Annotated in this window: 23 protein-coding genes, 1 pseudogene and 2 riboswitches; of the genes and pseudogenes, 13 read left to right on the forward strand and 11 right to left on the reverse strand. The window is 65.3% G+C overall.

The features are described from left to right. Nucleotides 1–9: 9 nt before the first annotated feature. Nucleotides 10–369, forward strand: coding sequence for a hypothetical protein (locus MVA47_RS07390; RefSeq protein WP_023956329.1), 360 nt, complete (start codon nucleotides 10–12; stop codon nucleotides 367–369). Here MVA47_RS07390 and MVA47_RS07395 read toward each other — a convergent pair. Further along, nucleotides 324–2267, reverse strand: coding sequence for an ABC transporter ATP-binding protein (locus MVA47_RS07395; RefSeq protein ID WP_247207305.1), 1944 nt, complete (start codon nucleotides 2265–2267; stop codon nucleotides 324–326). The genes MVA47_RS07390 and MVA47_RS07395 overlap by 46 nt on opposite strands. Before the next feature lie 136 nt (nucleotides 2268–2403). On the opposite strand from MVA47_RS07395, the pseudogene fgd reads away from it, so the two are divergent. Then, a pseudogene (fgd, locus tag MVA47_RS07400) lies at nucleotides 2404–3416 on the forward strand (glucose-6-phosphate dehydrogenase (coenzyme-F420)). Between the two features lie 89 nt (nucleotides 3417–3505). Here fgd and MVA47_RS07405 read toward each other — a convergent pair. Together MVA47_RS07405 and MVA47_RS07410 are read right to left on the reverse strand one after the other, a co-directional pair. Further along, nucleotides 3506–4339, reverse strand: coding sequence for a DUF1206 domain-containing protein (locus tag MVA47_RS07405; RefSeq protein ID WP_247207306.1), 834 nt, complete (start codon nucleotides 4337–4339; stop codon nucleotides 3506–3508). Nucleotides 4340–4691: 352 nt separating this feature from the next. Continuing rightward, the gene (locus MVA47_RS07410; protein WP_247207307.1) at nucleotides 4692–5588 is read right to left on the reverse strand and encodes a LysR family transcriptional regulator; all 897 of its coding nucleotides are present in this window, start codon (nucleotides 5586–5588) and stop codon (nucleotides 4692–4694) included. An 82-nt stretch (nucleotides 5589–5670) separates the two neighbouring features. Between MVA47_RS07410 and MVA47_RS07415 the strand changes: the two genes are divergently transcribed. The 4 genes from MVA47_RS07415 (at nucleotide 5671) to MVA47_RS07430 (ending at nucleotide 10610) form a co-directional block, all read left to right on the forward strand. Continuing rightward, nucleotides 5671–6579, forward strand: coding sequence for a DMT family transporter (locus tag MVA47_RS07415; RefSeq protein WP_247207308.1), 909 nt, complete (start codon nucleotides 5671–5673; stop codon nucleotides 6577–6579). A 9-nt stretch (nucleotides 6580–6588) separates the two neighbouring features. Continuing rightward, nucleotides 6589–7149 carry a TetR/AcrR family transcriptional regulator gene (locus MVA47_RS07420; protein ID WP_023956313.1) on the forward strand — a complete coding sequence of 187 codons (561 nt, stop codon included), beginning with the start codon at nucleotides 6589–6591 and terminating at the stop codon, nucleotides 7147–7149. Nucleotides 7150–7321: 172 nt separating this feature from the next. Then, a complete protein-coding gene (pta, locus tag MVA47_RS07425) occupies nucleotides 7322–9409 on the forward strand; it encodes a phosphate acetyltransferase (RefSeq protein ID WP_247207309.1) in 2088 nt (695 codons plus the stop codon). Then, nucleotides 9402–10610 (forward strand): acetate kinase, encoded by a 1209-nt coding sequence (locus MVA47_RS07430; RefSeq protein WP_247207310.1) that lies wholly within the window; start codon nucleotides 9402–9404, stop codon nucleotides 10608–10610. The genes pta and MVA47_RS07430 overlap by 8 nt, the downstream gene beginning before the upstream one ends. Before the next feature lie 8 nt (nucleotides 10611–10618). Here MVA47_RS07430 and MVA47_RS07435 read toward each other — a convergent pair whose 3' ends face one another. The 3 genes from MVA47_RS07435 to MVA47_RS07445 form a co-directional block, all read right to left on the reverse strand. Next, entirely contained in the window at nucleotides 10619–12889 is a 2271-nt protein-coding gene (locus MVA47_RS07435) for a serine/threonine-protein kinase (RefSeq protein WP_247210645.1), read from the reverse strand. A 66-nt stretch (nucleotides 12890–12955) separates the two neighbouring features. Beyond that, nucleotides 12956–13948 carry a glutamate ABC transporter substrate-binding protein gene (locus MVA47_RS07440; RefSeq protein ID WP_247207311.1) on the reverse strand — a complete coding sequence of 331 codons (993 nt, stop codon included), beginning with the start codon at nucleotides 13946–13948 and terminating at the stop codon, nucleotides 12956–12958. Next, the gene (locus MVA47_RS07445; RefSeq protein ID WP_281505072.1) at nucleotides 13945–15327 is read right to left on the reverse strand and encodes a hypothetical protein; all 1383 of its coding nucleotides are present in this window, start codon (nucleotides 15325–15327) and stop codon (nucleotides 13945–13947) included. The genes MVA47_RS07440 and MVA47_RS07445 overlap by 4 nt, the downstream gene beginning before the upstream one ends. Nucleotides 15328–15544: 217 nt before the next feature. Between MVA47_RS07445 and MVA47_RS07450 the strand changes: the two genes are divergently transcribed. Further along, nucleotides 15545–16030 carry an NUDIX hydrolase gene (locus MVA47_RS07450; protein ID WP_247207315.1) on the forward strand — a complete coding sequence of 162 codons (486 nt, stop codon included), beginning with the start codon at nucleotides 15545–15547 and terminating at the stop codon, nucleotides 16028–16030. Nucleotides 16031–16040: 10 nt separating this feature from the next. Here MVA47_RS07450 and MVA47_RS07455 read toward each other — a convergent pair whose 3' ends face one another. Next, nucleotides 16041–17042 (reverse strand): YafY family protein, encoded by a 1002-nt coding sequence (locus MVA47_RS07455; RefSeq protein WP_247207317.1) that lies wholly within the window; start codon nucleotides 17040–17042, stop codon nucleotides 16041–16043. Nucleotides 17043–17146: 104 nt separating this feature from the next. Between MVA47_RS07455 and MVA47_RS07460 the strand changes: the two genes are divergently transcribed. After that, nucleotides 17147–17611, forward strand: a complete 465-nt coding sequence (locus MVA47_RS07460; RefSeq protein WP_247207319.1) for a VOC family protein — start codon at nucleotides 17147–17149, stop codon at nucleotides 17609–17611. Between the two features lie 37 nt (nucleotides 17612–17648). On the opposite strand, the gene MVA47_RS07465 is transcribed toward MVA47_RS07460, so the two are convergent. Together MVA47_RS07465 and thiE are read right to left on the reverse strand one after the other, a co-directional pair. Next, nucleotides 17649–18137, reverse strand: coding sequence for a 2-isopropylmalate synthase (locus tag MVA47_RS07465; protein ID WP_247207321.1), 489 nt, complete (start codon nucleotides 18135–18137; stop codon nucleotides 17649–17651). Nucleotides 18138–18266: 129 nt separating this feature from the next. Beyond that, complete coding sequence (gene thiE, locus MVA47_RS07470; protein ID WP_247207322.1) at nucleotides 18267–18974, reverse strand: thiamine phosphate synthase; 708 nt, start codon at nucleotides 18972–18974, stop codon at nucleotides 18267–18269. 66 nt (nucleotides 18975–19040) lie between these two features. Beyond that, nucleotides 19041–19160, forward strand: a riboswitch (TPP riboswitch). Between thiE and thiO the strand changes: the two genes are divergently transcribed. The 5 genes from thiO to MVA47_RS07495 all read left to right on the forward strand — a co-directional run bounded on the left by thiO (nucleotide 19151) and on the right by MVA47_RS07495 (nucleotide 23155). Further along, a complete protein-coding gene (thiO, locus tag MVA47_RS07475) occupies nucleotides 19151–20236 on the forward strand; it encodes a glycine oxidase ThiO (RefSeq protein ID WP_247207323.1) in 1086 nt (361 codons plus the stop codon). (Overlaps the previous riboswitch by 10 nt.) Further along, entirely contained in the window at nucleotides 20221–20424 is a 204-nt protein-coding gene (thiS, locus tag MVA47_RS07480; RefSeq protein ID WP_023956287.1) for a sulfur carrier protein ThiS, read from the forward strand. Before thiO ends, thiS begins: the two co-directional genes overlap by 16 nt. A gap of 31 nt (nucleotides 20425–20455) precedes the next feature. Continuing rightward, complete coding sequence (locus tag MVA47_RS07485; RefSeq protein WP_247210647.1) at nucleotides 20456–21229, forward strand: thiazole synthase; 774 nt, start codon at nucleotides 20456–20458, stop codon at nucleotides 21227–21229. Nucleotides 21230–21296: 67 nt separating this feature from the next. Next, a complete protein-coding gene (locus tag MVA47_RS07490) occupies nucleotides 21297–22406 on the forward strand; it encodes an ABC transporter ATP-binding protein (protein WP_247207324.1) in 1110 nt (369 codons plus the stop codon). Then, on the forward strand, nucleotides 22406–23155 hold the full coding sequence (locus MVA47_RS07495; RefSeq protein WP_247207325.1) for an ABC transporter permease: 750 nt from the start codon (nucleotides 22406–22408) through the stop codon (nucleotides 23153–23155). The genes MVA47_RS07490 and MVA47_RS07495 overlap by 1 nt, the downstream gene beginning before the upstream one ends. A gap of 21 nt (nucleotides 23156–23176) precedes the next feature. Here MVA47_RS07495 and thiD read toward each other — a convergent pair whose 3' ends face one another. After that, nucleotides 23177–24031 carry a bifunctional hydroxymethylpyrimidine kinase/phosphomethylpyrimidine kinase gene (gene thiD / locus MVA47_RS07500; protein ID WP_247207326.1) on the reverse strand — a complete coding sequence of 285 codons (855 nt, stop codon included), beginning with the start codon at nucleotides 24029–24031 and terminating at the stop codon, nucleotides 23177–23179. Beyond that, nucleotides 24028–25716 carry a phosphomethylpyrimidine synthase ThiC gene (thiC, locus tag MVA47_RS07505; RefSeq protein WP_247207327.1) on the reverse strand — a complete coding sequence of 563 codons (1689 nt, stop codon included), beginning with the start codon at nucleotides 25714–25716 and terminating at the stop codon, nucleotides 24028–24030. Before thiC ends, thiD begins: the two co-directional genes overlap by 4 nt. Next, a riboswitch (TPP riboswitch) is annotated at nucleotides 25710–25814 on the reverse strand. (Overlaps the previous gene by 7 nt.) Nucleotides 25815–25844: the final 30 nt, after the last annotated feature.

A 25844-nucleotide genomic window follows, 5' to 3' on the forward strand; every position in this document is an offset into this window, starting at 1 on the left:
ACTTGAACCATGCATGCTCTGAAGAAATTCGGCACCAGTCTGACGGTGATCGGTTCGCTGGTCCTGATGGTCTGTGTCGCGCTGCTGTCCGTGAGCTGGGCAAATGACGGCAGATGGGGCTGGTTCGCACTCGGGATGGTGATCATTGCCGTCAACATCGGCCTGATCGTCACCGAGTTGCGGCCCAAGCCCAAGCCGCTGCCGTGGACCTTGTCCGAGGTTCGCGAGGTCACCGACGGCATCGACAACGAGGTCAACGCCATCCGCAAACTCCGCCGGGCCGACCGCGGACTGAGCCTGGAGAAGGCTGCGAAGCTGGTCCGTCAGGCCCGGTCCGAGCCCAGCGGTGGCAGAGACGGCGTGGCCTGAGCCGACGAATCGGCAGGTTGATCGGTCTGGTCGGCGAACTGTGTTCGATACAGCTCTGAGTAGCGGCCGCCACGCGACAGCAGGTCGAGGTGGGTGCCGCGTTCGATGACGTGACCGTCTTCGAGCACCAGGATCTGGTCGGCCGCTCGGATGGTCGACAGGCGGTGGGCGATCACCACCGATGTGCGGCCGGCGAGCGCTTCGGCCAGCGCCTCTTGCACTGCTGCTTCCGACGTGGAGTCGAGGTGGGCGGTGGCCTCGTCGAGGATCACGACGGCAGGATGGGCGAGCAGCAGGCGGGCGATGGTCAGCCGCTGGCGCTCACCACCGGACAGGCGGTAGCCGCGTTCGCCGACCACGGTGTCGAGGCCGTCGGCCAGACTCGCGACCAGACCGTCGAGGCGTGCCCGCCGCAGCGCGTCCCAGATGTCCTGTTCGTCGGCAGCGGGATTGGCCAGCAACAGGTTCGATCGCACGGTGTCATGGAACAGGTGGCCGTCCTGGGTGACCAATCCGATGGCTCGATGCAGTTCTCCACTCTCGAGATCCCGAACGTCGTTACCGCCGAGGCGAACCGCGCCCGAGTCCACGTCGTAGAGCCTGGTGGCCAGTTGGGCGATGGTCGACTTACCGGCTCCGGAACTACCCACCAGCGCAACCATCTGGCCGGGTGGCACGGTGAACGACACGTCGTGGATGACCTCTTCGCCGCCCCGCTTGTCCAGCACCGCAACCTCTTCGAGCGACGCGAGCGACACCTTGTCCGCGGACGGGTAGCTGAAGCTGACGTGATCGAAGCTCAGCGACAGCGGGCCTTCGGGTACGGGCGTGGGGTCGGGTTTGTCGGCGATCAGTGGCTTGAGATCGAGCACCTCGAAGACGCGCTCGAAACTCACCAGGGCGCTCATGATCTCGACACGTGCGTTGGCCAGCGCCGTCAGCGGTGCGTACATGCGGGTGAGGAGCAAGGCCAGTGATACCACGGCACCGGCGTTGAGATGCCCGTTCACCGCGAGGTAGCCGCCCAGACCGTAGACGAGGGCCAGTGCCAGCGCGGAGACGAGGGTGAGGGAGGTGACGAAGATGCTCTGCGCCACCGACCGTCGAACTCCTATGTCACGCACTTTGTCTGCGCGCCAAGCGAACTCGTTCGACTCCTGGTGCGGTCGTCCGAACAGCTTGATCAGGGTGGCGCCCGGGGCGGAGAAGCGTTCGGTCATCTGGGTCGACATCAGAGAGTTGTATTCGGCCGCTTCCCGCGACAGTGCGGCCATGCGTTTGCCCATCCGCCTGGCCGGGATCACGAACAGTGGTAGCAGGACAAGTGCGAGAAGGGTGACCTGCCAGCTGATCGAGATCATCACGGCCAGGGTCAGGGACAAGGTGACGATGTTCGACACCACTCCCGAGAGCGTGTCGGAGAAGGCGCGCTGTGCGCCGATGACGTCGTTGTTGAGCCTGCTGACCAGAGCGCCGGTGCGGGTGCGGGTGAAGAAGGCGACGGGCATCTTCTGCACGTGGTCGAACACCGAGCGGCGTAGGTCGTAGATCAGACCCTCGCCGATGGTCGACGAGAGCCAGCTGACCACCAGGCCGGTGCCGGCTTCTGCGACCGCGATGATGGCGATGAGAATCGACAGCCAGACCACGGTGGATGCTGCGCCGCCGTCGACGATGTTGTTGACCACGCGGCCGGCCAAGACGGGAGTGAGGACGGTGAGCACGGCCACCACCACGCTGAGCACCATGAACACCGCCAACTTGCCGCGGTGCGGCCGCGCGAACTCGACGATCCGGCGCATCGATTCCCGGCGGTTCTCGCGTCTGCGTTCCTTGCTCAGGTCGGGTGCGTTCATCGACCGGTACAGCGTGTTCCTGGCAACCGACTCCATACTCATACAGCCACTGTAGGAGTTCAAGTTAACTTGAAGTCAATCGAATATGCGCACAGCTGAATCCGCCCGGCCTCCGGGGCGAAGCGGTTTTGTGGTGAACTGGAAAGACCTGTGCTGGACAGAGCTGGACGATGAGGAGATCACTGTGGCATTGCGACTCGGATACAAGGCTTCGGCAGAGCAGTTCAATCCGCGTGAGCTTGTCGAGATCGCGGTGGCGGCTGAGGCCCACGGTATGGATTCGGTTGCGGTGTCCGATCATTTTCAGCCGTGGCGTCACAACGGTGGGCATGCCCCGTTTTCGCTGGCGTGGATGGCGGCGGTGGGTGAGCGTACCGAGCGGGTGCAGATCGGTACCTCGGTGATGACGCCGACGTTCCGCTACAACCCGGCGGTCATCGCGCAGGCCTTCGCCTCGATGGCGTGTATGTATCCGGGGCGGATCATGCTCGGCGTCGGTACCGGTGAGGCACTCAACGAGTACGCGACCGGTTTTCAGGGGAGTGGCCCGAGTTCAAGGAACGCTTCGCGCGGCTGCGGGAAGCGGTCCGGTTGATGCGGGAGCTGTGGACCGGTGAGGAGGTGTCGTTCGAGGGCGAGTACTACCACACCCAGGGCGCCTACATGTATGACATTCCCGAGCAGCCGGTGCCGGTGTACATCGCTGCCGGTGGCCCGGTGGTCGCCCGCTACGCAGGTCGCGCTGGTGATGGTTTCATCTGTACCTCGGGCAAGGGTATGGACCTCTACACCGAGAAGTTGATCCCGTCGGTCAAGGAAGGCGCGGACAAGGCCGAACGCAACTTCGAGGACATCGACCGGATGATCGAGATCAAGATCTCCTACGATCCCGACCCTGAACTGGCGTTGGAGAACTGCCGCTTCTGGGCACCGTTGTCGTTGACCGCCGAGCAGAAGCACAGCGTGAACTCCTCCACCGAGATGGAACGCCTGGCCGACGAACTGCCGATCGAGCAGGTCGCCAAGCGCTGGATCGTCGCCTCCGACCCCGATGAGGCCGTGGAGAAGGTCAAGCAGTACACCGACGCCGGCCTCAACCACCTTGTCTTCCACGCCCCCGGGCATGACCAGCAGCGGTTCCTCGAGAACTTCCAGAAAGACCTCGAACCCCGCCTGCGCAAGCTTGGCTGACCCGAGCACCCCGGAATTGGTGGGTTTTGGCGAGCATTTCCCCAGGTGGGGCCCGCCAGAACCCACCATCATCGGGTCTGCTGCGGGAGTTACATGCGTGAGAAGCGGGCCATCGCGAAGCTGTAGACGCCGTAGGCCGCGATGCCGATGGCGGCGAGCACCAGTAGGAACTGACCGAAGGGCGCGTCTCCGAGCGTCTTGACCGCACCGTCGATGCCGGTTGCCTTGGACGGATCCGACTTAACCGATGCCACGATCACCAGGATCCCTGCGCCAGCCAGCACCAGGCCCTTGGCGGTGTACCCGACCACACCGAGGGGTGTCACAACCTTGCCGTCGGAGACCTTCAGGTCGTCGAGGAAGTTCTTCGTCACGCCTTTGTAGACGTGGTACGCGCCGACGGCGATGATGATCAGCCCGATGACAACGAGCAGCGTCTTGCCCGCCCCGTTCTCCATCAGGCGCGCTGACAAGCCCGCGTTCTGCTTACCGCTCGATTGGCCTGTGCCACGGGCGAATTGAACCGCCGAAAATGCGAAAGCAAAGTAGACGACCGCCAGGCTCAGGGCCTTCAGTCGGTCGAAGAGCGCGGACGCGTCCTTCTTTCCTTGGGAATCGCTCCCATCACCCGGCTCGGTGGCGTGTGGTCCGACGATGGTCTCGGCCAGACGCCACAACGCCATGGCCACGAAGGCCACTGCTGCAAGCCATAACACGAACTTGCCGCCCGGGTTCTTTGCGAGGGTTCCGAGTGCGCCGGACTGATCGGCGCTGCCACCGGAACCGAATGCCAGCCGGAAGATGATGTAGGCGATCAGCAGATGCAGCAGTCCGCTCACGACGTGCCCGGCTCGCGCCAGGCGTTCGAAGGCGGAGCTGTCCGTGGCCCGGTCGACGGCGCCGGATACTGATTTGTCGGTCATGGTGAACCCTTCAGCTGCAGAACACGCAGGCACGATGCTCGACCTGAGATCCACTCAACCCTAGTGCGAATGGTTGCGTCGATCACAAAGCGGCCGATTCGGTCGACAGCTCCGCGGTGGTTGTCTACGTTGGTGAACTTGTTCGGTTGCCGGATGTCACAGCCCGCCCGAACGAAGGCATCCAAGAAGTGAGTCACCGCCGACTCAGATGTGCCGGCCCGTCACCCGCTTACTTGAGGAGTTCCACCGTGCAGTTCTTTCCCCTGATCGTCATCACACAATCCATCGTCACCTCGGCGTGGGCCATCTACGGCATGGCCAGCATCATCGTGCGCGACGCGGACGCCGGGACTCAGGCCGCCTGAGGAAACCCCACGCGTTCGCGCAGCAGTTCCATGATCCGGTGCACGGCGGGGTTGTCGCGGACGGCGTCGCGGGTACGCACCGAGATCGTTCGCGTCGGCGTCGGATTCCGCAGCGGTCGTGCCACCACCGTGGGCGGCAGGTTCCCGGTGCCCAATTCGGGCAGCACCGTGACGCCCACGCCTGCCGCGACGAAGCTGATCGCCGTCGGGTAGTCGTGCGTCTCGATGTGAAACCCCGGGCTGAAACCCGCCACCGAGCAGGCATCCAGAATCGCCTGTCGGCACGGGCCGCGTGACACGTCGTTGTCCACCCAGCGCTCGTTGCGCAACGCCGACAACTCGACCTCGTCACGTGCCGCCAATGGGTGGTTTTCCGGGAGCACCACCACGTAGGGCTCGGTGAGCAGCCGCTCGATGTCGTATCCGCGCAGCGACGTAGATGCGGCGCCCTCCACGAAGATCTCCACATCGGGTTCGCCGGAGCTGTCGTGGACCAGTTCGATGAGACGTAAGTCGATGCGGAGGCGGGGAAACTCGTTGGTGATCGCGGCGATGACCGGGGGTATCCAGGCAGCCCCGGCGGAGGCGAAATAGCTCACCGACAGACTTCCGACCCGCCCCGACCGCAGGTCTGCGACAAGCGATTCCAGGTCGGCCAGGCGTTCGAGTACGTGGCCGGCCTCCGCGGCGATCGTGCGGCCCACCATGGTCGGCTCGATCCCGCGACCGCGTTTTTCGACCAGGACCAGCCCGGTCTCCTTCTGGAGGGCGGCCAGATGCTGGCTGACGGCAGACGGTGTGTAGCCCAGCGCGGCAGCTGCGCCGTTGATGGATCCGGCGGCGACCACTGCGCGGAACAAGCGGAGGCGGTGGGCGTCGAGCATGGTCGAACTGTACAGCTGCACTGAAGTGTTCTCAAGGAGAAATCGCTTGTGCTTATGTGTCGGATGAATCAGAGTGGTCGCTGTGAAGGTCTTGTCGAACAATCTCGCGGTGGTGGCCGCGATCGTGACGGTGCTGCTGTGGTCGTCGTCGTTTGTGGTCATCCGATTTGTCGGTGAGACGCTGTCGCCTGGTGCGATGGCGTTCACCCGCCTCGCTGCGGGCGCCGTGGTGCTTGTTGTCATTGCGCTGCGTTATCGCCGTCCGATTCCTCGCGGCCGAGCGCTGGGACTGGTGATCGGTTACGGCCTGCTCTGGTTTGCCGCGTACACCGTGCTGCTGAACTGGGCCGAGCAACACCTCGATGCCGGGACGGCCGCGCTGCTGGTCAATTTCGCGCCGATCCTGGTGGCGGTGTTCGCGGGTCTCTTCATGGGAGAAGGCTTCCCGAAACCACTGGTGATCGGAATCCTCATCGCCTTCGCGGGGGTGTTGCTCATTGCCCTTGGCGGTTCGGGCGGCAGCCACAACGACAAACTCGGCATCATCCTGGGACTGATCACCGCCGTGCTGTACGCGGCCGGCGTCTTGATGCAGAAGGTGGCGCTGCGCACCGTCGACGCCGTCACGGCAACGTGGGTTGGCTGCCTCGCCGGTCTGCTGGCCACGGTGCCGTTCGCGCCGCAGGCGATCGACGAACTCGCCGATGCCTCCGCAGGGGCCATCACAGGGGTCATCTTCCTGGGTGTGGGACCCACCGCGATCGCGTTCCTGACATGGGCGTATGCGCTGACCCGAACCGACGCGGGCAAGATGGCGGCCACAACTCTGGCCGTACCGGCGATTGCCATCGGCCTGTCCTGGCTCTTCCTCGGTGAGGTGCCCACCCCACTCGGCCTGGTCGGTGGCGCGATGGCCCTGACGGGTGTCGCGATCAGTCGGCGGCGCCCCCGGGCGACGGCCGATGTACCAGAACCGGTTGCCACCTCTTAATCTTCTTGCATGGATCGAGAGCGGATGGTCGACGCCGCCATCGCCGTCGTCGAACGGTTCGGTGCTCGCGCACTGAGCCTGACGTCGGTGGCGAGGCACGCGGGAGTGGGCCGGGCGACCGCTTACCGGATGTTCGGTGGCCGCGACCAGTTGGTGCAGGCGATCGTCGAACGCGAGGTGAAGAGGCTCGGTACCCTGATCGCCGAGTGGACCGCGTCCGAACCCGAGCCGGCAGACAAGGTTCGTGTCCTCGTGCTCAACGTGCTCGACTACATCCGCAATCACGAAGCGCTGCAGTACATCCTGAAGAACGAGCCGGAAGAGATCATCACCACGATCGTCGCCCGTGGTCCCGACCGCACCTCCGACGTCACCATCGTTGACCTCATCGTGGCGAACAGTGTCGGCAACTTCGCGAACGAGCCGGAACTCGAGGCTGCTCTGGTGCCGGATGCCGGCCGAGCCACTGAGATGATGATCCGAATCATATACTCTTACATGCTCATTCCACGCAGTGCGCTGTCCGACGATGACATCGCGGACATGGTGGTGCGTTCGACGATCCGGTGAGCTCGGTGTCCGGCAACTTCGCGGGCCGTGCGCAGGCCGGCCAACGATGACCCGAACAGCGACGACCAGGACAACTCTGCTGGACGCTGTCGATCAGCCGATCAGTCCGCTGATCCGGCTGACGTGGCCCGTTGTACGGCCGGCCCATAGCGCCCAGATTAGGGTGGGCGGTATGGGCGCTTCGTCATCGAGCAGCATCTATCTGGCCTCACCTGAAGGCGACACCGGCAAGTCGACAGTGGCGTTGGGGGTGTTGCACCTGCTGGCCGCCTCGGGCGGCCGGGTCGGGGTGTTCCGGCCGATCTCCAGAACCAAGTCCGACCGGCGTGACTACATCCTGGAGTTGCTGATCGAACACGATTCGACCGACCTGAGTTACGAGGATTGCATCGGCGTCACCTACGAGCAGGTACATGCCGACCCGGAAGCAGCGCTCGGGGAGATCGTCACCCGATTCCATGCGGTGGAGGAGCGATGCGATTCCGTACTGGTGATCGGGTCGGATTACACCGACATCGCCAGTCCATCCGAACTCAGCTTCAATGCCCGGATCGCCGCGAACCTGCAGACGCCGATGCTGTTGGCGCTCAAGGCAGCGGATCGCACCGACGCCGAGGTGGTCGGTCTTGCCGAGTTGTGTCTGCACGAGCTGGAGCAGAACCACGCTCAGGCGGTCGCGCTGATCGCCAACCGCTGTGACCCGGATCGCCTGGACTCGGTGAAGGACGCCCTGCAGGAGGCCACCGGACTGCCGACGTGGACGTTGCCGGAAGACCCGGTGCTGATCGCGCCGACGGTCGGGGAACTGATGGAAGAACTCGGCGGCGAGTTGTACAGCGGCGATCCCGAGCTGCTCAGCCGGGAGGCCATGCATGTGATGGTCGGCGGGATGACCATCGAGCACATCCTGGAACGACTCACCGAAGGCGTTGCCGTGATCGCGCCGGCCGACCGCTCCGATGTGCTGGTCTCGCTGGTGGCGGCCAACGCTGCGGAGGGGTTCCCCAAGCTCTCCGGCATCATCCTCAACGGTGGCATCAAGCCCCACCCGAAGATCGCTGCGTTGATGGAGGGATTGCAGTCGCCTCTGCCGCTCATCTGCTGTGAACAGGGAACCTACGAAACAGCAAGGGCCGCAGCCCATGCCCGCGCGAGGATGAACATCAACTCGGTCCGCAAGATCGACGTGGCGCTGAACCTGATGGAGGAGCACGTCGACTCCGTGGCGATGCTCGAGAAGCTGAAGTTGCGTATCCCCGAGGTCGTGACCCCTCAGATGTTCGAGTATCAACTGATCGAACGGGCGCGCAAGATCCGCAAGCGCATCGTGCTCCCGGAGGGCGGCGACGACCGCATCCTGCGCGCCGCCGGACGACTGCTCCGACGCCAGGTGGCCGATCTCACCATCCTCGGAGACGAACGGGCAGTGCGGGATAGGGCCGCCGAACTCGATGTCGACCTGACCGGTGTGGACGTGATCGACCCGACGTCGTCGGAACTACTCGACGAGTTCGCCGAGGTCTACACCGAGCTGCGCAAGCACAAGGGGATGGACCTGCAGCGCGCCCGCAGCACGGTGCAGGACGTCTCGTATTTCGGAACCCTGATGGTGCAACTGGGCTACGCCGACGGCATGGTGTCGGGCGCCGTGCACACCACCGCGCACACGATCCGGCCTGCGTTCGAGATCATCAAGACGGCGCCCGGTGTGTCGACGGTGTCGAGCGTGTTCTTCATGTGCCTCGCCGACCACGTTCTGGCGTACGGCGATTGCGCCATCGTCCCCGACCCCACCGCCGAGCAGCTGGCCGACATCGCCATCTCCTCTGCCGCCACATCTGCTCAGTTCGGCATCGAGCCGCGGGTGGCCATGTTGTCGTACTCCACCGGCGAATCGGGCAGCGGCGCAGACGTGGACAAGGTGCGCACAGCTGCCGGACTCGTCCGGGAACGAGCGCCGGAGTTGCTGGTGGAGGGACCTATCCAATACGACGCCGCAGTCGATCCCTCGGTGGCCAAGTCGAAGATGCCCGATTCACCGGTCGCCGGCCAGGCGACGGTGCTGATCTTCCCTGATCTGAACACCGGCAACAACACCTATAAAGCCGTGCAGCGCAGTGCCGATGCGGTGGCCGTCGGTCCCGTGTTGCAAGGCCTGCGCAAACCCATCAACGACCTGTCGCGCGGGGCTCTCGTGTCCGACATCGTCAACACCGTCGCGATCACCGCGATCCAAGCCCAGGGGCAATCAGATGAGTGATGCAGGATCTGTCGACACCGTTTTCGTACTGAACGCCGGATCGTCATCGCTGAAATACCAGCTGGTGCAACCGGAATCAGGAACTGTGGTCGCGCACGGTGTGGTGGAACGCATCGGTGAATCCGAGGCGAAGGTCGTACTCGTCCGGGGTGATGACACCAAAGAGTTCATCGGAGAGATCGCCGATCACAGGGCCGGGCTGGCGAAAGCGCTGGAGCTGTCGAGGGTGCAAGATCGTGATCTGACGTCCGAAGGCATCACCGCCGTCGGCCACCGGGTCGTCCACGGCGGACCGAAGTTCTACAAACCGACCGTCATCGACGACGACGTGATCGAGGCCATCAACGAACTCGAAGACTTGGCGCCACTGCACAACCCGGTCAATGTGCTCGGCATCGAGGCGATCCGGGAGCTGCTCCCGGATGTCCCGTCCGTGGCGGTGTTCGACACCGCCTTCTTCCACGGCTTACCCGACCATGTCGCCACATATGCGATCGACCGCGAGTTGGCGAAGAAGCACGACATCCGGAGATATGGTTTTCACGGCACCTCGCACGAGTACGTGTCGGGCGTGACCGCCGAGTTCCTCGGTGCCGATCGCGAAAGTCTGAATCAGATTGTGCTGCACCTCGGTAACGGCGCGTCGGCGTCGGCGATCGAGGGTGGTCGCCCGGTGGAGACGTCGATGGGTCTGACCCCGCTCGAGGGCTTGGTGATGGGCACACGTAGCGGTGATGTGGACCCAGGCGTGGTGATGTATCTGCGACGCTCGGCGGACATGGACGTCGACCAGATCGACACGATGTTGAACCGTAAGGCCGGGCTGAAAGGTCTCGGTGGGGAGAACGACTTCCGTGCTCTCACGGAGAAGGTCGAGGAAGGCGACGCCGACGCCACGCTGGCCTACAAGGTGTATGTTCACCGGCTACGCAAGTACATCGGCGCCTACATGGTGACTCTGGGCCGTACCGACGCGATCGTCTTCACGGCGGGGGTCGGCGAGAACGCGCCGAAGTTGAGGGCCGACAGTCTCGCGGGTCTGGAGAGCTTCGGCATCCAGATCGACCCAGAACGCAACGCGGCCCGAAGCCGTGAACCACGGATCATCTCGACCGACGACTCCGCTGTCACCGTACTGGTGGTGCCGACCAACGAAGAACTCGCGATCGCGAGGCAGTCGGTGGCGGCGCTGCAGGGTTGAGGGGGCAGTCAGAACAACGTATGCGGCCGGATGAAGTTGGCGAGATCGACCAGCAAGAAGCGTTGGGTTCGGTTCATCGTGCCCCGCGCCAGTCGTCGCAGTGATTGCTCGCAGCCCACACGCAGGCCGTGGTCGTTGAACGGGTAGCCCAGGATGTCGCCGCGTTCAGATGCATCCGTGGGTGACTGGTCGGGCCGGCGATGGATCCAGCCGATCGCAATGCCGAGGACCAGGATCACCAGACGTTGTTTGCGAGGTTCGGTGTCGGACATGGCGTCCAGTCGGCGGGCCGCTTCGCGCAGCTGTTCTTCGGTGACCTCGGCGGGATCTCGGCCGTGGACGAGGGTGAGGATTGCCGTGCAACTCGCGGCGTTGTAGTGGCGGCTTGTCGGCGGGACGTCGTCGAGTGCCTTGACCGCGCCTTCGATGTCACCGCCGGCAAACCGCATGCGAGCGAGCCCGAAAGCTGCGGTGACGATCGCGCGGTCGGTCTGCCACAGCGTCCGATAGTGCTGCAGCGCAACGTCATGGTTGTTCATCAGCTCCGCGGTCGCCGCCACCGCGAGCTTGGGCGCCACTTCGCCGGGCATGGCGGCCAGCACGTCGTTGAACCGTGCGTGCGCCACCTCCACATCGTTCATCAGCAACGCGCACAACCCCAGGAACCACTCTGTGCGCCAGGACTTCCCGTGATGCTCCGTGGCCTGGTTGAGCAGGTCGAGAGCGGTCTGTGCGTCCCCGAGTTCGAGATAGGCACGTGCTTCGATCAGGTCGATCTCTCGGGACGGGTGGTCATCGGAGGGGTCGGTGCCGATCACCGATGACAGTCCACCCTCTCGGGCACTGCGGATCGAATCGAGCGTCTGGGTGGGTTCGGACAGCGCAGTCGAATTGAGCAGTCCGGCAGCCGGATCCGACTGATCGACCAGCGGCACTGGAAGGGCGGCGACGACATCGGTGGTGTCGAGCTTGATCTGTGCACGGACGGGTTCGAGGATTCCGTCCACGGGCGCGAGCATCATCTCGGTGCCGAACGTGGTGCGCTGTGGACTGAAGACCGTGGACAGTCCGGGTCGTGGCACACCGGAATGCGCCGCGACCAACTCCCGGAGCACGTTGAGCAGCTGACCTGCCATCTCGTCGGCACTGGCGAAACGTTTGGCTGGATCGGGATGGGTTGCGCGCTGCAGCAACCGATGGAACGAGGGGTTGTCGGCGAACACCTTCGCCTCGGATGGATCCGGCAGACCGTCGAGGTAGCGGCCCTTCTCCATCGGCATGTCGACTGTCAGGACGGCAAGGGTGCGGCCCAGGCTGTAGATGTCGGTGGCGATCTGGGGGCCGGTCTTGACGATCTCCGGGGCCTGGAAGCCAGGTGTTCCGTAGAGATGGCCGTAACCGTTGATGGGGGAGACGGCCCCGAGGTCGATCAGCTTCACATCCTCGCTGCCGACCATGATGTTCTCGGGCTTGATGTCGTTGTACACCAGCCCTACCGAGTGGAGATAGGTCACCGCGGGCAGCACCTCGAGGAGATACGCGATCGCCTGTTCGGGAGTGAGAAGCTTACGGCCGGGCCCACATTCGCCGTCAACGGCCGTGATGTCCTTGAGCGTGCTGCCGCCCACGTACTCCATCACGATGTACCCGAAGGTGTTGCCCACGGGATCGACGTGCTCGACGAAGTTGTAGATCTTGACGATGCCGGGGTGTGACACCGACGCGAGGAACTGTCGCTCGGCCAGTGCAACTGCTTGTGCCTGTGCATCTTTCGAGTTCAGCAGGCCCTTGAGCACAACGGGACGGTCGGACACATTGCGGTCGATGGCGAGGTAGATCCAGCCCAGGCCGCCATAGGCGATGGCGCCTGAGATCTCGTACTGGTCGGCGACCATCGTGCCCTTGGCCAGGCCAGGCACAAACGAATAGCGTGCCCCGCAGTGGTTGCAGATCCCGGTGAGTGGTCCGGCTCCCGGCCCTGACTGACGGCCGACGGGCCGTCCGCACTTCCAGCAGTTGCGCTTGCCCTCGGCCACCACCGCGTGGTCCATGACCGCGTCAGCGGGTTCGATGTCGTAGACGCGAGGGACATCGACCAGGCCGCCGCCCATCCGGCGGCGACTGCGCGAGCTGCGGCTGGTGGGGACCATGGGCGTCTGCGCGGACAGCACCGGGTTGGCGGGCCGGCCGGGCCGATCGTCGTGCTGGGTCCGTTCGGTCTGTTCGGTGAAGGCCATCTCCATCGGAACGGCTTGCGTTCCGATGTCCAGGTCCTCCATCGACACCGCCTGCGTCCCGACCTCGGTGTCGCCCGCGGCGGGGTCATCGTTGTTCACGAATCACCCCTAGTCCCGGTACGACGGTTGTGGTGGATAGTATTTCGGACCAAGGATCGACAGCCAGCGGTCGTAGATGTCGAACCAGGTGCCGTCTTCACGCATCTTCTGCAGCACGCCATTGGTGAAACGGACGAGGTCTTCGTCGTTCTTGTTGATACCGATGCCGTACGGCTCCTCGCCGAGGCCCTGCCCGACGACATGTACATACGGATCCTGCGCCGCCATGCCCGCCAGGATCGCATCGTCGGTGGAGACCGCATCCACCTGGCCCTGCTGCACCATCACCAGACAATCGGCCCATGTGGAGACGGTGTCGACGATGGCGTCGGGCACCCGCTGCTGAATCCGTGCGATGGACGTGGTGCCGCGGGCCGCGCACACGCGTTTGCCTGCCAAGTCGGCAACACTGTTGATGTCGGAGCTGCGCATGGTCAGGATACGTTGCGACGCTTCGTAATAGACGGTCGAGAATGCGATGTCGCGCAGTCTCTCGCAGGTGATGCTCATCGTCTTGACCACAACATCGACCGTACTGTCTTTCAATGCGTTCATCCGGTCGTCGGAGTTGAGGATGCGGAACTCGATCCGCTCGGGGTCACCGAAGATCGCCCGGGCCAACTCTTTGGCGACGTCTACGTCGAAGCCCTCGATGGTGCCGCTGATCGGGTCGCGGAACGACAGCAAATTCGACCCGATGTCCAGTCCCACCTTCAGCCAGCCCCGTTTGTAGATTGCCTCCATGGTGGTGCCCGGTGGCATCTTGCCGGGTTCGGGTAGTGGTCCCGGCGTCAGACTCGCCGTCGCGTCACACGACTCGGTGGCCGGGGCCGGCTCGATCGGCACGTCGAGGCTCACCCCTGCCGGTTGTGGCCAGGCCGCCGACGCCGACGGCGGAAGACTCTCGGGCGCTTCGGCATTGACGCAGCCGGCCACCATGGTTGTGGCGATCACCAGTGTGCCGGCCGCCACCAGGCCGCGGACTCCCGCTCGCCTGGTCATCGGTACTCCCGGATCCTGGGGAAGATCCCGACGAAGGCGGCGATGCCGGCCGCGATGCCCAAGAGCAAGATCCCGAGTCCGGCGTACCCGATGACCACCCGTGCGGTGTTGATGTCGTCGCGGAACGTGTTGCGGGTGTCGGTGATGCCATCGACAAGGGCGGTGTCGAGGCGGCTGTATGCCGCGGCCGACCCGTCGGGGTTGTCGCCCACCGCGATGGCGGTGGCGCCGTTGAAGTCGCCGGCGTTGGTGCGTTCGAGGATGGCGGCATGGGCATCACGCCACAGGGCGAGAGCGTCGACCGCGTCGGCCACCGAGTCCTCGGCGACGTCCTTGCGATCGTCCTCGCGGTAGTCGGTCAGCACGGTGTCGATCTGGGCGACCGCTTTGGCGTACCCCGACTCGAGCTCCTGCTGATCGCCTCGCCGAACGAGAGAGAGGGTTTCATCGGAGCGCGCCTGCTGGGTGAGGATGCGGGCCTGGGTCAGCTCGCGGAGCGGAACTGCGCCGCGGTTCTCGGCGTTGGCGGTGGAGTTGACCGACAGCAAGCCGCCGACGAGCAACCACAGCAAGCCGATCAGGACGCACCCGATGCCCACCAGCAATCCGAGGTTGAAGCGCCGGCGACTGCGCCTGGCGACGTACAGGTGCGCGGCAATCATCGCTGCCAGCAGCAACATCAGAGCCGTGTAGACGCCCCAGGGCGCGTTGGTGAAGTTGGTCCTCGAATCGCCGATGGCGTCGGCGCGCTCGGCGTACAGCCGTTCGGCTGCGGGCAGGATCATCTCCTGCATCATGTTCGATGCCTCGCCGAGATACGCCGAGCCCACCGGATTGCCGAGTCGGTTGTTGATCCGGGCCGACTCGATCAGACCGGTGTAGACGGGGATCTGGGCCGAGAGGGTGGTGAGGTCCTGCCGGATCTCGGTGTTGTCCATCGCGGCGCCGCTGACCGACTGGATGAGGGCGTGCGCTGCGGTGGCGACCGCATCGTTGTAACGCTCGCGGAGTTCGGGCGGTTCGAGGCCGCCGGAGATGAACGCCGAATTGGCGGCGGCGTCCGCGATGGACAGCGAGCTGTAGAGAACCTGCGAGGCCTCGGCTAGCGGCTCGGTCTGCACGATCATGTTCTCGAGCGTGGTGGTGCGGTCGTCCAGCGTGTCGGACGAATACCAGCCGACGACCACCGACGAGATCAGCAGCACCAGCGAGATGATCATCAGTTTGCCGGGGCTGGTCCAGGCCAGCTCGCGCATGTTGGTGAGCGGGTTCTGGGTGCGCTCACGGGTCAGACTCAGTACTTCGCGCCGGGTCAGGGGAGCGGGCCGATCGAACAGCGGCCGTCGGAAGCGGCCGCTGTACGGCTTCTCCGCATGCATGAGCCGGGTACGCAAAGAACTTGCGTTGCCGCCGGTCACGCGATCCCTTCTTCCTCCAGGCCCGCCGCGCAGGGCCAGGTCCTGATCGCAGATGAGTGGATGTGAAACCGACATTACTGCGAATTGCCGAGCCGGTTGCGACAGTGCGGCCCTGTGTCACCCCGGCGGGGCAAGTAGCGTTGCACCGAGGTAGGTCGGCTGGGCGAGGAGGTGTCGCGTGCGGGGCGACGGCGACGGTTGGGTTTTCGACGCGGACGGATCGCGATACTGGGGACGGCACGGCGCCGCGGGCCTGTTGCTGTACACCCCGAGCGAGACCAGTTCGGTCCTCGTTCTGCTGCAACATCGCGCTGTGTGGAGCCACCAGGGTGGCACGTGGGCACTGCCCGGTGGAGCCCGCGATTCACACGAGAGTGCGGTGGACACGGCCGTCCGTGAGGCCGATGAAGAAGCGGGAATCGCCGATGCCGAGCTCACGGTGCGTGACGAGCTGGTGACGCACCGGGCGCCGAGCGGCTGGACTTACACCACGGTGATCGCCGAGGTGGCCGCCCCACTGGCCACCACGGCCAACCTCGAGTCGGTGGAGCTGCGGTGGGTCAGCGCCGATGAGGTCGGCGATCTGGCACTCCATCCCGCGTTCGCCGTGAGCTGGCCCGAGCTGCGCAGCAAGCTCAGCGCGTTCTCCCAGTCCGACACCTGACCGCGGCGGGTCACCGCGCTGCGAGCGATGCCCGTCGCGCCAAGTCGGCGAAGGCGGCACCGAGTTCGGGCGGCCCCACCACCTCGATGTCGACGTCGAATCTGCACAGTGCGGCCGCCAGCGCCGCCCATGACCACGACCCCGACCGCAGTCGGCACCGCGAGGGTCCGAGTGACTCGACAACCCCATCGTGGGCGAATGGATGCACGTCCTTGGCGTCGGTGTGAAGGATCACGTCACCGATGCACGGCCAGCGGTCGGTGTTGTCGGCCGAACCCTTGAACCGGCTTTCGAGGAACGTGCCCACGTCACCCCCGGGGATTTCGCGACGGACGAACCGTGGTCCCGTCGGTGTCCTCGGAGTCATTCGGTCCGCTCGAAAGACCCGCCAATCATCAGAATCGGGATCCCACCCCATCACGTACCACCGGCCCAGCCGTGACACGAGGTGGTGTGGCTGCACCCTGCGGGTCGGACGCGCCGGCCCGGCGTCCTCACCATCGGTGTCCGTGTCGTCGGCACGGCGGTGGTCGAAACGGAGTTCTTCGCCGCGTCGGATCGCGTCGCCGATGGCGAGCAGCACGTCGGTTCCGGCTGTCGGTGGGTTGTTTCCCGCGAGGGGCGTGAGTTCGACCGCGTCGACTCTCGGCCGCAGACGGCTCGGCAGTACCTGCCTGACGGTGGTCAGTGCCCGAGCCGCAGATTCCCCGATGTCTGCGCCGGTGTTGGGTGCGGCCTGCAACGCGATCGCAATCGCGACGACCTGTTCGTCGTCGAACAGCATCGGGGGAACAATCGCGCCGGCGTCAAGCCGATAGCCGCCGTCGCGTCCCTTGGTGGCGCGGATCTCGTAGCCGAGCTCACGCAGCCGGTCCACATCGCGACGCAGGGTGCGCTCGCTGATGTCGAGGCGGTCGGCCAGGAGCCACCCCGGCCAGTCGCGTGGTGCCTGGAGCAGTGACAGCAGCGACAGCAGTCGGCGCGAGGTACTCGTGGCGGGTGTCAGCGGCATGCCTTCGATTCTGCCGGGATAAGCGGACGAACTCTGACCTATGAGGTGCGCACAGTGGGCACCGGACCGGAAAAACCGGTGTCCGAGCCTTACAAGGAGCAGATATGACCTACAACGCAGTCACCCACCTCAACTTCGACGGTGAGGCCCGGGCGGCCCTCGAGTTCTACCGATCGATCTTCGGCGGCGAGATGACCGTCGCGACCTATGGCGACTTCGGTATGCCAATAGATGCCCCTGGAGCCGATCGGGTTGTCTTCGGCCAGATCGTGGGGCAGTCCGGATTCGGCGTGATGGCCTACGACGCGCCCGCACCGGCCGAGCCGTCGCGCGCGGCCGCGCCCACGCCGGTCACCAGGCGCGAGAACGGGATGACCCTCACGAACTCGCCGTTCTTCGTGTCGGTGCGGGGTGAGAGCGTCGATGAGGTCCGTGCCCTGTGGGACGGGCTCGCCGACGGCGCCGACATCGTCGAAGAGTTCGGCCCCGCCCCATGGGCGCCGGCCTTCGGCATGCTCACCGATCGTTTCGGCGTCACATGGATCATCGACGTGGCAGCGCAGTACTGATCTGGCACGGGCCGTCGCCGATCTACCGGTGACCGACTCAGTAGAGCCGGTTGGCCGCCGCGATCAGGCCACTCAGTGCCGACTCCTGACCGGTGCGGCCGTTCCCCATCGCCCAGGTGCGCCGGTCGTCGCGCTCGCACAGCAGGAAAGTGGCCACGCCGCCGGTGAAGTCGTATTGGTGGAGGCTGACGATCTCGACGCCGGCGCCCAAGCGGTACAACATGTCGGTGAGCGCGCTGATCGGTCCGGTCGCGGTCGCCGAGAGCGATCGGATGACGTCGCCGGTGGCGATGGTCGCCCTACAGTGCAGGAGGTCTTGTGGGGCGGCCGACGCGGTCCAGTTGCCGAGCCGAATCGGTCCGGTCGTGGGCGCGTAGGTGTCGGCGAAAGCTGTCCACGTCATGCCGGCGGCCTCGGCCCGCAGCGGCGATGGCAGTGATCTGCCATAGCGGGAGGCAAAAGGATCGGGCGCGGTGGCCTGCGAATGTGGGGAGATCGGTGTATCTGGTGTGGTGAGAGTGTTCATCGACATGGTCTTCCGGAGAAAAGGATGACCAGCAGGTAGCGCTCACGGCCCGCAACGGGGGGCCGGTCGGATCAGACCCCGCTGCGGTGAACTACGAGAATGCGCTTCATGATTCGCCAACCATAGTCCTCAGGATTTTGTTCTTGCAACCAGTTTGTCCTTCAAACGGCGGGCAGCGTTACAGGGATCATCCGATGCAGTGATCGCGCGTACCACCACGATGCGGTCGGCCCCGGCGTCGAGTACCTCCGCGAGTCGCTGTTCGTCGATGCCGCCGATGGCGAACCACGGCCGCGGCGCTGCCAGTTCGGCGGTGGCACGCACGAGGTCGAGACCCGGTGCGAATCGGCCCGGTTTGGTCGGGGTGGGCCAGCAGGGTCCGGTGCAGAAGTAGTCGACCCCGGGCTGCTCGGCAGCGGACGTCGCCTGCCCGACATCATGTGTCGACCGGCCGATCACCACCTCGTCGCCCACGATGCGGCGAGCCAGATCCACCGGCAGGTCGTCCTGCCCCAGGTGCAGCACATCGGCGCCGCTCAACGCTGCGATGTCCGCTCGATCGTTCACGGCCAGCAGCGCGCCGTGGCGTGCGGTCACCTCGGCGAGCGCACCGAGGAGATCGAGTTCTTGCGCGGCTTCGAGTGGTCCGAACTCGCGTTCACCAGCCGACCCCTTGTCTCGCAACTGGATGACGTCCACGCCGCCGGCCAGTGCGGCGTCCGCGAACTCGACGAGATCGCCGCGTTCGCGCCGGGCGTCGGTGCAGAGGTAGAGCTGGGCGGTGGTCAGGCGATCGCGGGCATTCACGATCGCCGAATCTACCTTCTGCCGAACCATGGGCCGGCCTCCTGGCCGACCCGACGGACTGGCCTTCGGGTCGAACCGACGGAGTAGGCTGTCGGTCAGTACACACACGGGTGCCCGAGGGATGCGTCGGGCTGAGATCTGGGTCGCGAACCTGCCCATGACCGTTACACCTGATCCGGGTAATGCCGGCGAAGGAAGAAGGTGGGATGAAGTCTCTCGCAATCGTCGGTGGCGCCGTCATCGGTCTGGCATGTGCGGTCCGCGCCGCCGAATCAGGCTGGCAGGTAACCGTTTACGACCCGGGTCATCTCGAGCCGCAGCGCGGCGGGGGGCAACTGGTGTCCACCGCGGCATCGCGGGTGGCCGCCGGGATGTTGGGCATCGCGGGGGAGAGCCGCACCGGTGACGACGTCTACCTCGCCTTTGCCGAGCAGGCGATGTCGCGCTGGCCCGAGTTCGTCGACCGGCTGGGCGACGACCAGGTGGTCGCTGCCTCCTCGAGCCTGATGGTGGGCGTCGACAGCGCGGACGTCGGTGAGTTGGCCATGGTCGCAGAATGGCTGACCCGACGCGGGCATCCGATAGAACCGTTGACCGGCAGGGAGATCCGTGCACTCGAGCCCGCGGTGTCGGGGCGGGTTCGCAGCGGCTACCTGGCCGCGCGAGAGATGGCGGTGAACAATCGCCGCCTGCTGGCCGTGCTTGCCGACCGCGCGGCAACCTCGGGAGTACGGATCGAGACCACAACAGTGCACGACCTCGCGGAGGTCTCCGCCGACCAGGTGCTGCTCGCCGCAGGTGTCGGGTCGGCCGCGCTCTGGACCGGGCTCCCGGTCTACCCCTCCAAAGGCGAAGTTCTGCGGCTCGGATCCACGCCCGGCGCACTGCCTCCGCCGAAACACGTTGTGCGCGGCCGGGTCAACGGACGGGCGGTGTACGTGGTGCCTCGGCCCGACGGCGTTGTCGTCGGGGCCACCCAGTACGACAGCGGGTTCGACCGGCGTCCCGTGGCCGGTGGGGTGGCGGACCTGCTCACCGACGCCATCGAGCTCATGCCGTCGTTGCGCGAGTACCACCTCCTCAGCGCCGAGGCGGGACTGCGCCCTGCAACACCCGACGGGATGCCACTCATCGGCCGGCTCGACGAGCGGACGATCGCGGCGACGGGTCACGGCCGCAACGGGATCCTGATGTGCCCGCTCACCGCAGATCTGGTGACAGACATCCTCTCCGGCAAGGAGATCGACCAACCGGCAACAGAACCAGGGAGATTCGCATGGCAACCGATGTAAACGTCAACGGCGACGACGTTCGGCTACCCGATGGGGCGACCGTGCTGACGTTGCTCGACCAACTCGACCTCCCCCGTACCGGGGTCGCCGTTGCCGTCGACGGCGTGGTGCATCCACAGTCCCGCTGGGCGCAAGAGCTGGGGCCGTGTGAGCGGATCGAGATCCTCACGGCGGTGCAGGGTGGCTGAACCGCTCACGGCACCTGACGAACTGACTCAGGTGGGTACAGCTGCCGACGAATCCTTGGTGATCGCGGGCCGCGAGTTCACGTCCCGGCTCATCACGGGCACCGGTGGCGCCGCCAACTTGGCGGTTCTCGAAGACGCGCTGGTCGCCTCCGGCACCGAGATGACGACGGTGGCCATGCGCAGGGTCGATGCCGGCGGACGCACCGGAGTTCTGGATCTGTTGCGCCGCTTGCAGATCGAGGTGTTGCCCAACACCGCCGGCTGCCGGACCGCCGCCGAGGCCGTGCTCACGGCCCAACTGGCCCGGGAGGCACTCGACACCAACTGGGTCAAGGTCGAGGTGGTCGGCGACGAACGGACCCTTCTCCCGGACGGACCCGAGTTGATCGAAGCGGTCGATCGTCTGGTCCAGGACGGGTTCGTGGTCTTGCCGTACACCAACGACGACCCGATCCTCGCGCGACGACTCGAAGACGCCGGAGCCGCCGCCGTGATGCCTCTCGGTTCACCGATCGGAACAGGGCTGGGCATCAGCAACCCACACAACATCGAGATGATCATCGCGACTGCGGGCGTGCCGGTGATCCTGGATGCGGGCATCGGCACCGCGAGTGACGCGGCCCTGGCCATGGAGCTCGGTTGTGACGCGGTCTTGCTCGCTTCTGCGGTGACCAGGGCTGCCGATCCGGCCCGGATGGCTGCCGCGATGCGTTCGGCGGTGACAGCGGGCAGGCTCGCCCGCGGTGCCGGTCGGATCCCCAAGCGGTTCTGGGCCCAGGCGTCGTCGCCGCGGCTCGACTGCTGAGACCACCGGTGAAGATCAGTCACAAGGATGAGGTGGGCGGCGGTACTGCTCTGGCACACTGAGGGCCATGATCAGAGTTCAGGGCCTGACGAAGGTCTATGGCAAGAACCAGGTGGTCAGCAACCTCACGTTTGACGTGAAACCAGGTGTGGTGACCGGTTTTCTGGGTCCCAACGGTGCAGGCAAGTCCACCACCATGCGGATGATCCTGGGGCTCGACCGTCCCACGTCGGGTACCGCGACCATCAATGGGTTGCCGTACCGCGAGCTCAAGAGGCCGCTGACCCAGGTGGGCGCGCTGCTCGACGCCAAGTGGGTGCATCCGAACCGCACCGCCCGTAGCCACCTGCGCTGGATGGCGGCGTCCAACGGGATCCCGAACCACCGCGTCGACCAGGTGCTGGCCGATGTCGGTCTCACCGAGGTGGCGGGCAAGAAGGCCGGTGGCTTCTCACTCGGCATGTCCCAGCGCCTCGGATTGGCGGGTGCACTGCTCGGCGACCCAGGCGTCCTGCTGTTCGACGAGCCGGTCAACGGCCTCGATCCCGAAGGCATCGTCTGGATCCGAAAGTTCATGCGGGCTCTGGCCGACCAGGGTCGCACCGTGTTGGTGTCGAGCCATCTGCTCACCGAGATGTCGCTCACTGCAGAACATCTGGTGGTGATCGGCCGCGGTCAGCTGATCGCGGATGCCTCTGTCAAGGACTTCACCAGCAGCGCGCAGGTCACCGTCCGCGTGCGTAGTCCCAAACTCGGCGAACTGCAGGCTGCGCTCGCCGCGGCCGGGCTGCGTTCGGTGCCGATGGCCGACGACGGGGCAGGCCCGTCGTTGCGCCTGGAAAACGTCACCACCGACCAGGTGGGCGACATCGCTGCGGCCAACGGCATCGGTCTCCACGAGCTCTCGGGCAAGACTGCTTCGCTAGAGGAGGTCTTCATGTCGATGACCGCGGGCGCTGTCGAATATCACGGCAACGACGCGATGGCCTTTCCCGGACAACAACAGTCGGCAGCCTCCTATCCTGCTCAGCAAGGTCAATTCGCACCACCGCCGCCGGGGTGGGGTCCGCAACCAGGTGTGCAACCGCCTGCGGGCCAACCGGGTTACGCGCAACCGGGTCATCCGCAATCAGGTTGGGACGAATCGGGTCAGAATCAATCTGGGGGTAAAGCCTGATGCTCACCAACGCCGTAGCGGCAGAGCGCATCAAACTCGTCACCACCAAGTCGCCGTACTGGTGTGTCGGCATCGTCATCGTTCTCGGACTGGGACTGGCATTCCTCCTGGGGTGGGCCACCAATGCCGACAACACCTCGGACAGCGAGGTCAACGTCTCCGACTTCGTGGTCGGTACCACCGGATTCGGTGTCACGGTCCTCATGATCATGGCCGTGCTGGCGGTCACCAGTGAGTTCCGTTTCGGCACCATCCGGACGTCGTTCCAGGCGGTTCCTCAGCGGTACAACGTCCTGCTGGCGAAGGCCGCCGTATACGGCGGGCTGGCTGCGGCAGTCACGTTTGTGCTCACCCTCATCTCGGTTCCGATCGGCAAGGTGATGTCGGGTTCCGACGTCGATCTGCTCGGTTCCCACGCCATCCGGCTGTACTGGGGCGTTCCGCTCTACGCATTCCTGGCCGTGCTCATCGGGTTGGGTATCGGAGCACTGATCCGCCAGACGGCCGGTGCGATCGTCGTCCTGCTGGTCTGGAGCCTGGTGCTCGAGAACGTGCTGTCGGCGATCCCGAAGGTCCAGGACGTTGCCGGACCCCTCATGCCGTTCCTGAACGCCAACCACTTCATCGACGGCCGTGAACTCGGATTCGATTGGTACTGGAACGAATACGGGTCGCTGTTCTACTTCATCGTGATCACCGCATTGGTCTTCGGTGCGGCGATCTTCGTGACCGACCGCCGCGACGCCTGACCAGAGGACGCCGAGGTCTCGCTAGACCTCGAGCCGCCAGAGCGGGTTGACCGGTCCGTGGCCTGCCCCCAAGGGGTAGGCCACGGACAGAGACCTGGTGACCCACGACTTCGCGAATCGGACGGCATCGGGTACCGAATAGCCGTGTGCCAGTGCGCAGGTGATGGCCGCGGCCAACGTGTCTCCGGCGCCGTGGTCGTGGCCGGTGTCGATTCTCGGAGCGGTGAGCTCGATGAAGTCCGTACCGTCGAAGAGCAGGTCCGGACTGTTCGGGTCCGACCGCAGATGACCGCCTTTGACCAGGGCCCACTGAGCGCCCAGAGCGTGTAGCGCGCGTGCGGCCTTCTCCTGGGAGACCCGGTCGGCGACGTCGATTCCGGTGATGAGCCGCACCTCGTCCAGATTGGGCGTGATCAGTGTGGCGATCGGGATCAGTTTGCCGCGAAGCGAATCCAGCGCCTCGTCGGCCAGGAGCTGGTCACCGTGCATGGACGCGCAGACCGGGTCGACCACCAGGGGGATGGCCCGTCCGTGGCCCAGATCCAGCTCACCGGCCGCGCCCACCACCGCATCGATGATCTCGCCCGAAGCGAGCATGCCGGTCTTGGCCGCCCCTATCCCGATGTCGGTGATCACCGACCGCATCTGGTCGGCCACCACGGTCGGCGGAATCGGATGGAAACCGCTGACGCCCAGCGAATTCTGAACCGTCACCGCGGCGACGGCAACCGTGGCATGCACTCCGCACAGGGCCATCGTCCGCAGGTCGGCGTTGATGCCTGCGCCGCCGCCGGAGTCGGTGCCGGCGATGGTCATCACTCGAATGGGTGTCTGCCCAAGAGGTACCCGGGGTAGAAGCTGCACGGCGTCGCTCATGGTGTCGAAAGTACGGGACCCACACCGGCCGCGGGCGCTGAACCGGCCTCGGTGAGCGGCAGGTACACGGCCGCACCTTTCTCCACGAACTCGGCCGATTTGGCCGCCATGTCCGCGGCCAGCTTGCGGTCGATGTCGTCCTGGGTCACCAGGTTGTGCTCTTCGGCGTATGCCCGGACATCCGCGGAGATCCGCATCGAGCAGAACTTCGGGCCGCACATCGAACAGAAATGTGCCGTCTTCGCAGGCTCGGCGGGCATCGTCTCGTCGTGGTATTCGACGGCGGTGTCGGGGTCGAGGGCCAGGTTGAACTGGTCGTTCCAGCGGAACTCGAAACGTGCCCGCGAGAGGGCGTCGTCGCGTTCCTGCGCGCGCGGATGAGCCTTGGCCAGATCGGCTGCGTGCGCGGCGATCTTGTAGGTGATCACACCGACCTTCACATCGTCGCGATTGGGAAGTCCCAGATGCTCTTTCGGGGTCACGTAGCAGAGCATCGCAGTACCGGCCTGTGCGATCATCGCCGCGCCGATCGCCGACGTGATGTGGTCGTATGCGGGGGCTATGTCGGTGGCGAGTGGGCCCAGCGTGTAGAACGGCGCCTCCTCGCACAACTCTTCCTCGAGGCGGACGTTCTCGACGATCTTGTGCATGGGGATGTGCCCGGGCCCCTCGATCATCACCTGTACGCCATGCGATTTCGCGATCTTGGTGAGTTCGCCCAGCGTGCGCAGTTCGGCGAACTGGGCGGCGTCGTTGGCGTCGGCGATCGAGCCCGGTCGCAGACCGTCTCCGAGGGAGAACGTGATGTCGTAGCGGGCGAAGATCTCGCACAGCTCTTCGAAATGGGTGTAGAGGAAGGACTCCTCGTGGTGGGCCAGACACCAGGCAGCCATGATGGACCCCCCTCGCGACACGATGCCGGTGACCCGGTTCGCGGCGAGCGGCACGTAGCGCAGCAACACGCCGGCGTGGACCGTCATGTAGTCCACACCCTGTTCGGCCTGCTCGATCACGGTGTCGCGGTAGGCTTCCCACGTCAGCTTGACCGGGTCGCCGTTCACCTTCTCGAGGGCTTGGTAGATCGGCACCGTGCCCACCGGAACCGGCGAGTTGCGCATGATCCACTCGCGGGTGGCGTGGATGTCCTTGCCGGTGGAGAGGTCCATGATGGTGTCAGCACCCCACCGGGTGGCCCAGACCATCTTCTCCACCTCTTCGGCGATCGACGAGCTGACCGCCGAGTTGCCGATGTTCGCGTTGACCTTGACGGTGAACGCCTTGCCGATGATCATCGGCTCGCACTCCGGGTGGCGATGGTTGGCCGGGATGACTGCTCGGCCGATCGCGACCTCGGACCGCACGAACTCCGGATCCATCTGCTCACGTGCGGCGATGAAGCGCATCTCGTCTGTGATCAAACCTGCTCTCGCCCAGGCGAGTTGGGTGCTGGCGCCGTCCACCGGCCCGGGCCGGTTCCAGCTGTCGCGGATCTTGGGCAGACCGACTTCGAGGTCGAACTCGGGATTGTGCTCGGTGTACGGGCCGGAGGTGTCGTACAGGTCGAGGTGTTCACCGTTCGACAGGTGCACCCGCCGCCCGGGTACCCGCAGATGATCGATCTGCTGGTAGGTCTTGGAGCTTCCGCGGATCGGGCCCGTGGTCACAGAATTTACGGCGTCAACCATTTTTTCTCCCTACGCCGGCATTACCCGGTCAGGTTCATCCGGTCGACGGCCGCCTGCCGTCATCTCAGCCCTCGGATCGCGAGAGCCCCCGTGCTTTTCTATTGTCCAAGGGCAGCTTACGCCGCTCG

The organism is Williamsia sp. DF01-3 (genome assembly GCF_023051145.1).
GTDB lineage: Bacteria > Actinomycetota > Actinomycetes > Mycobacteriales > Mycobacteriaceae > Williamsia.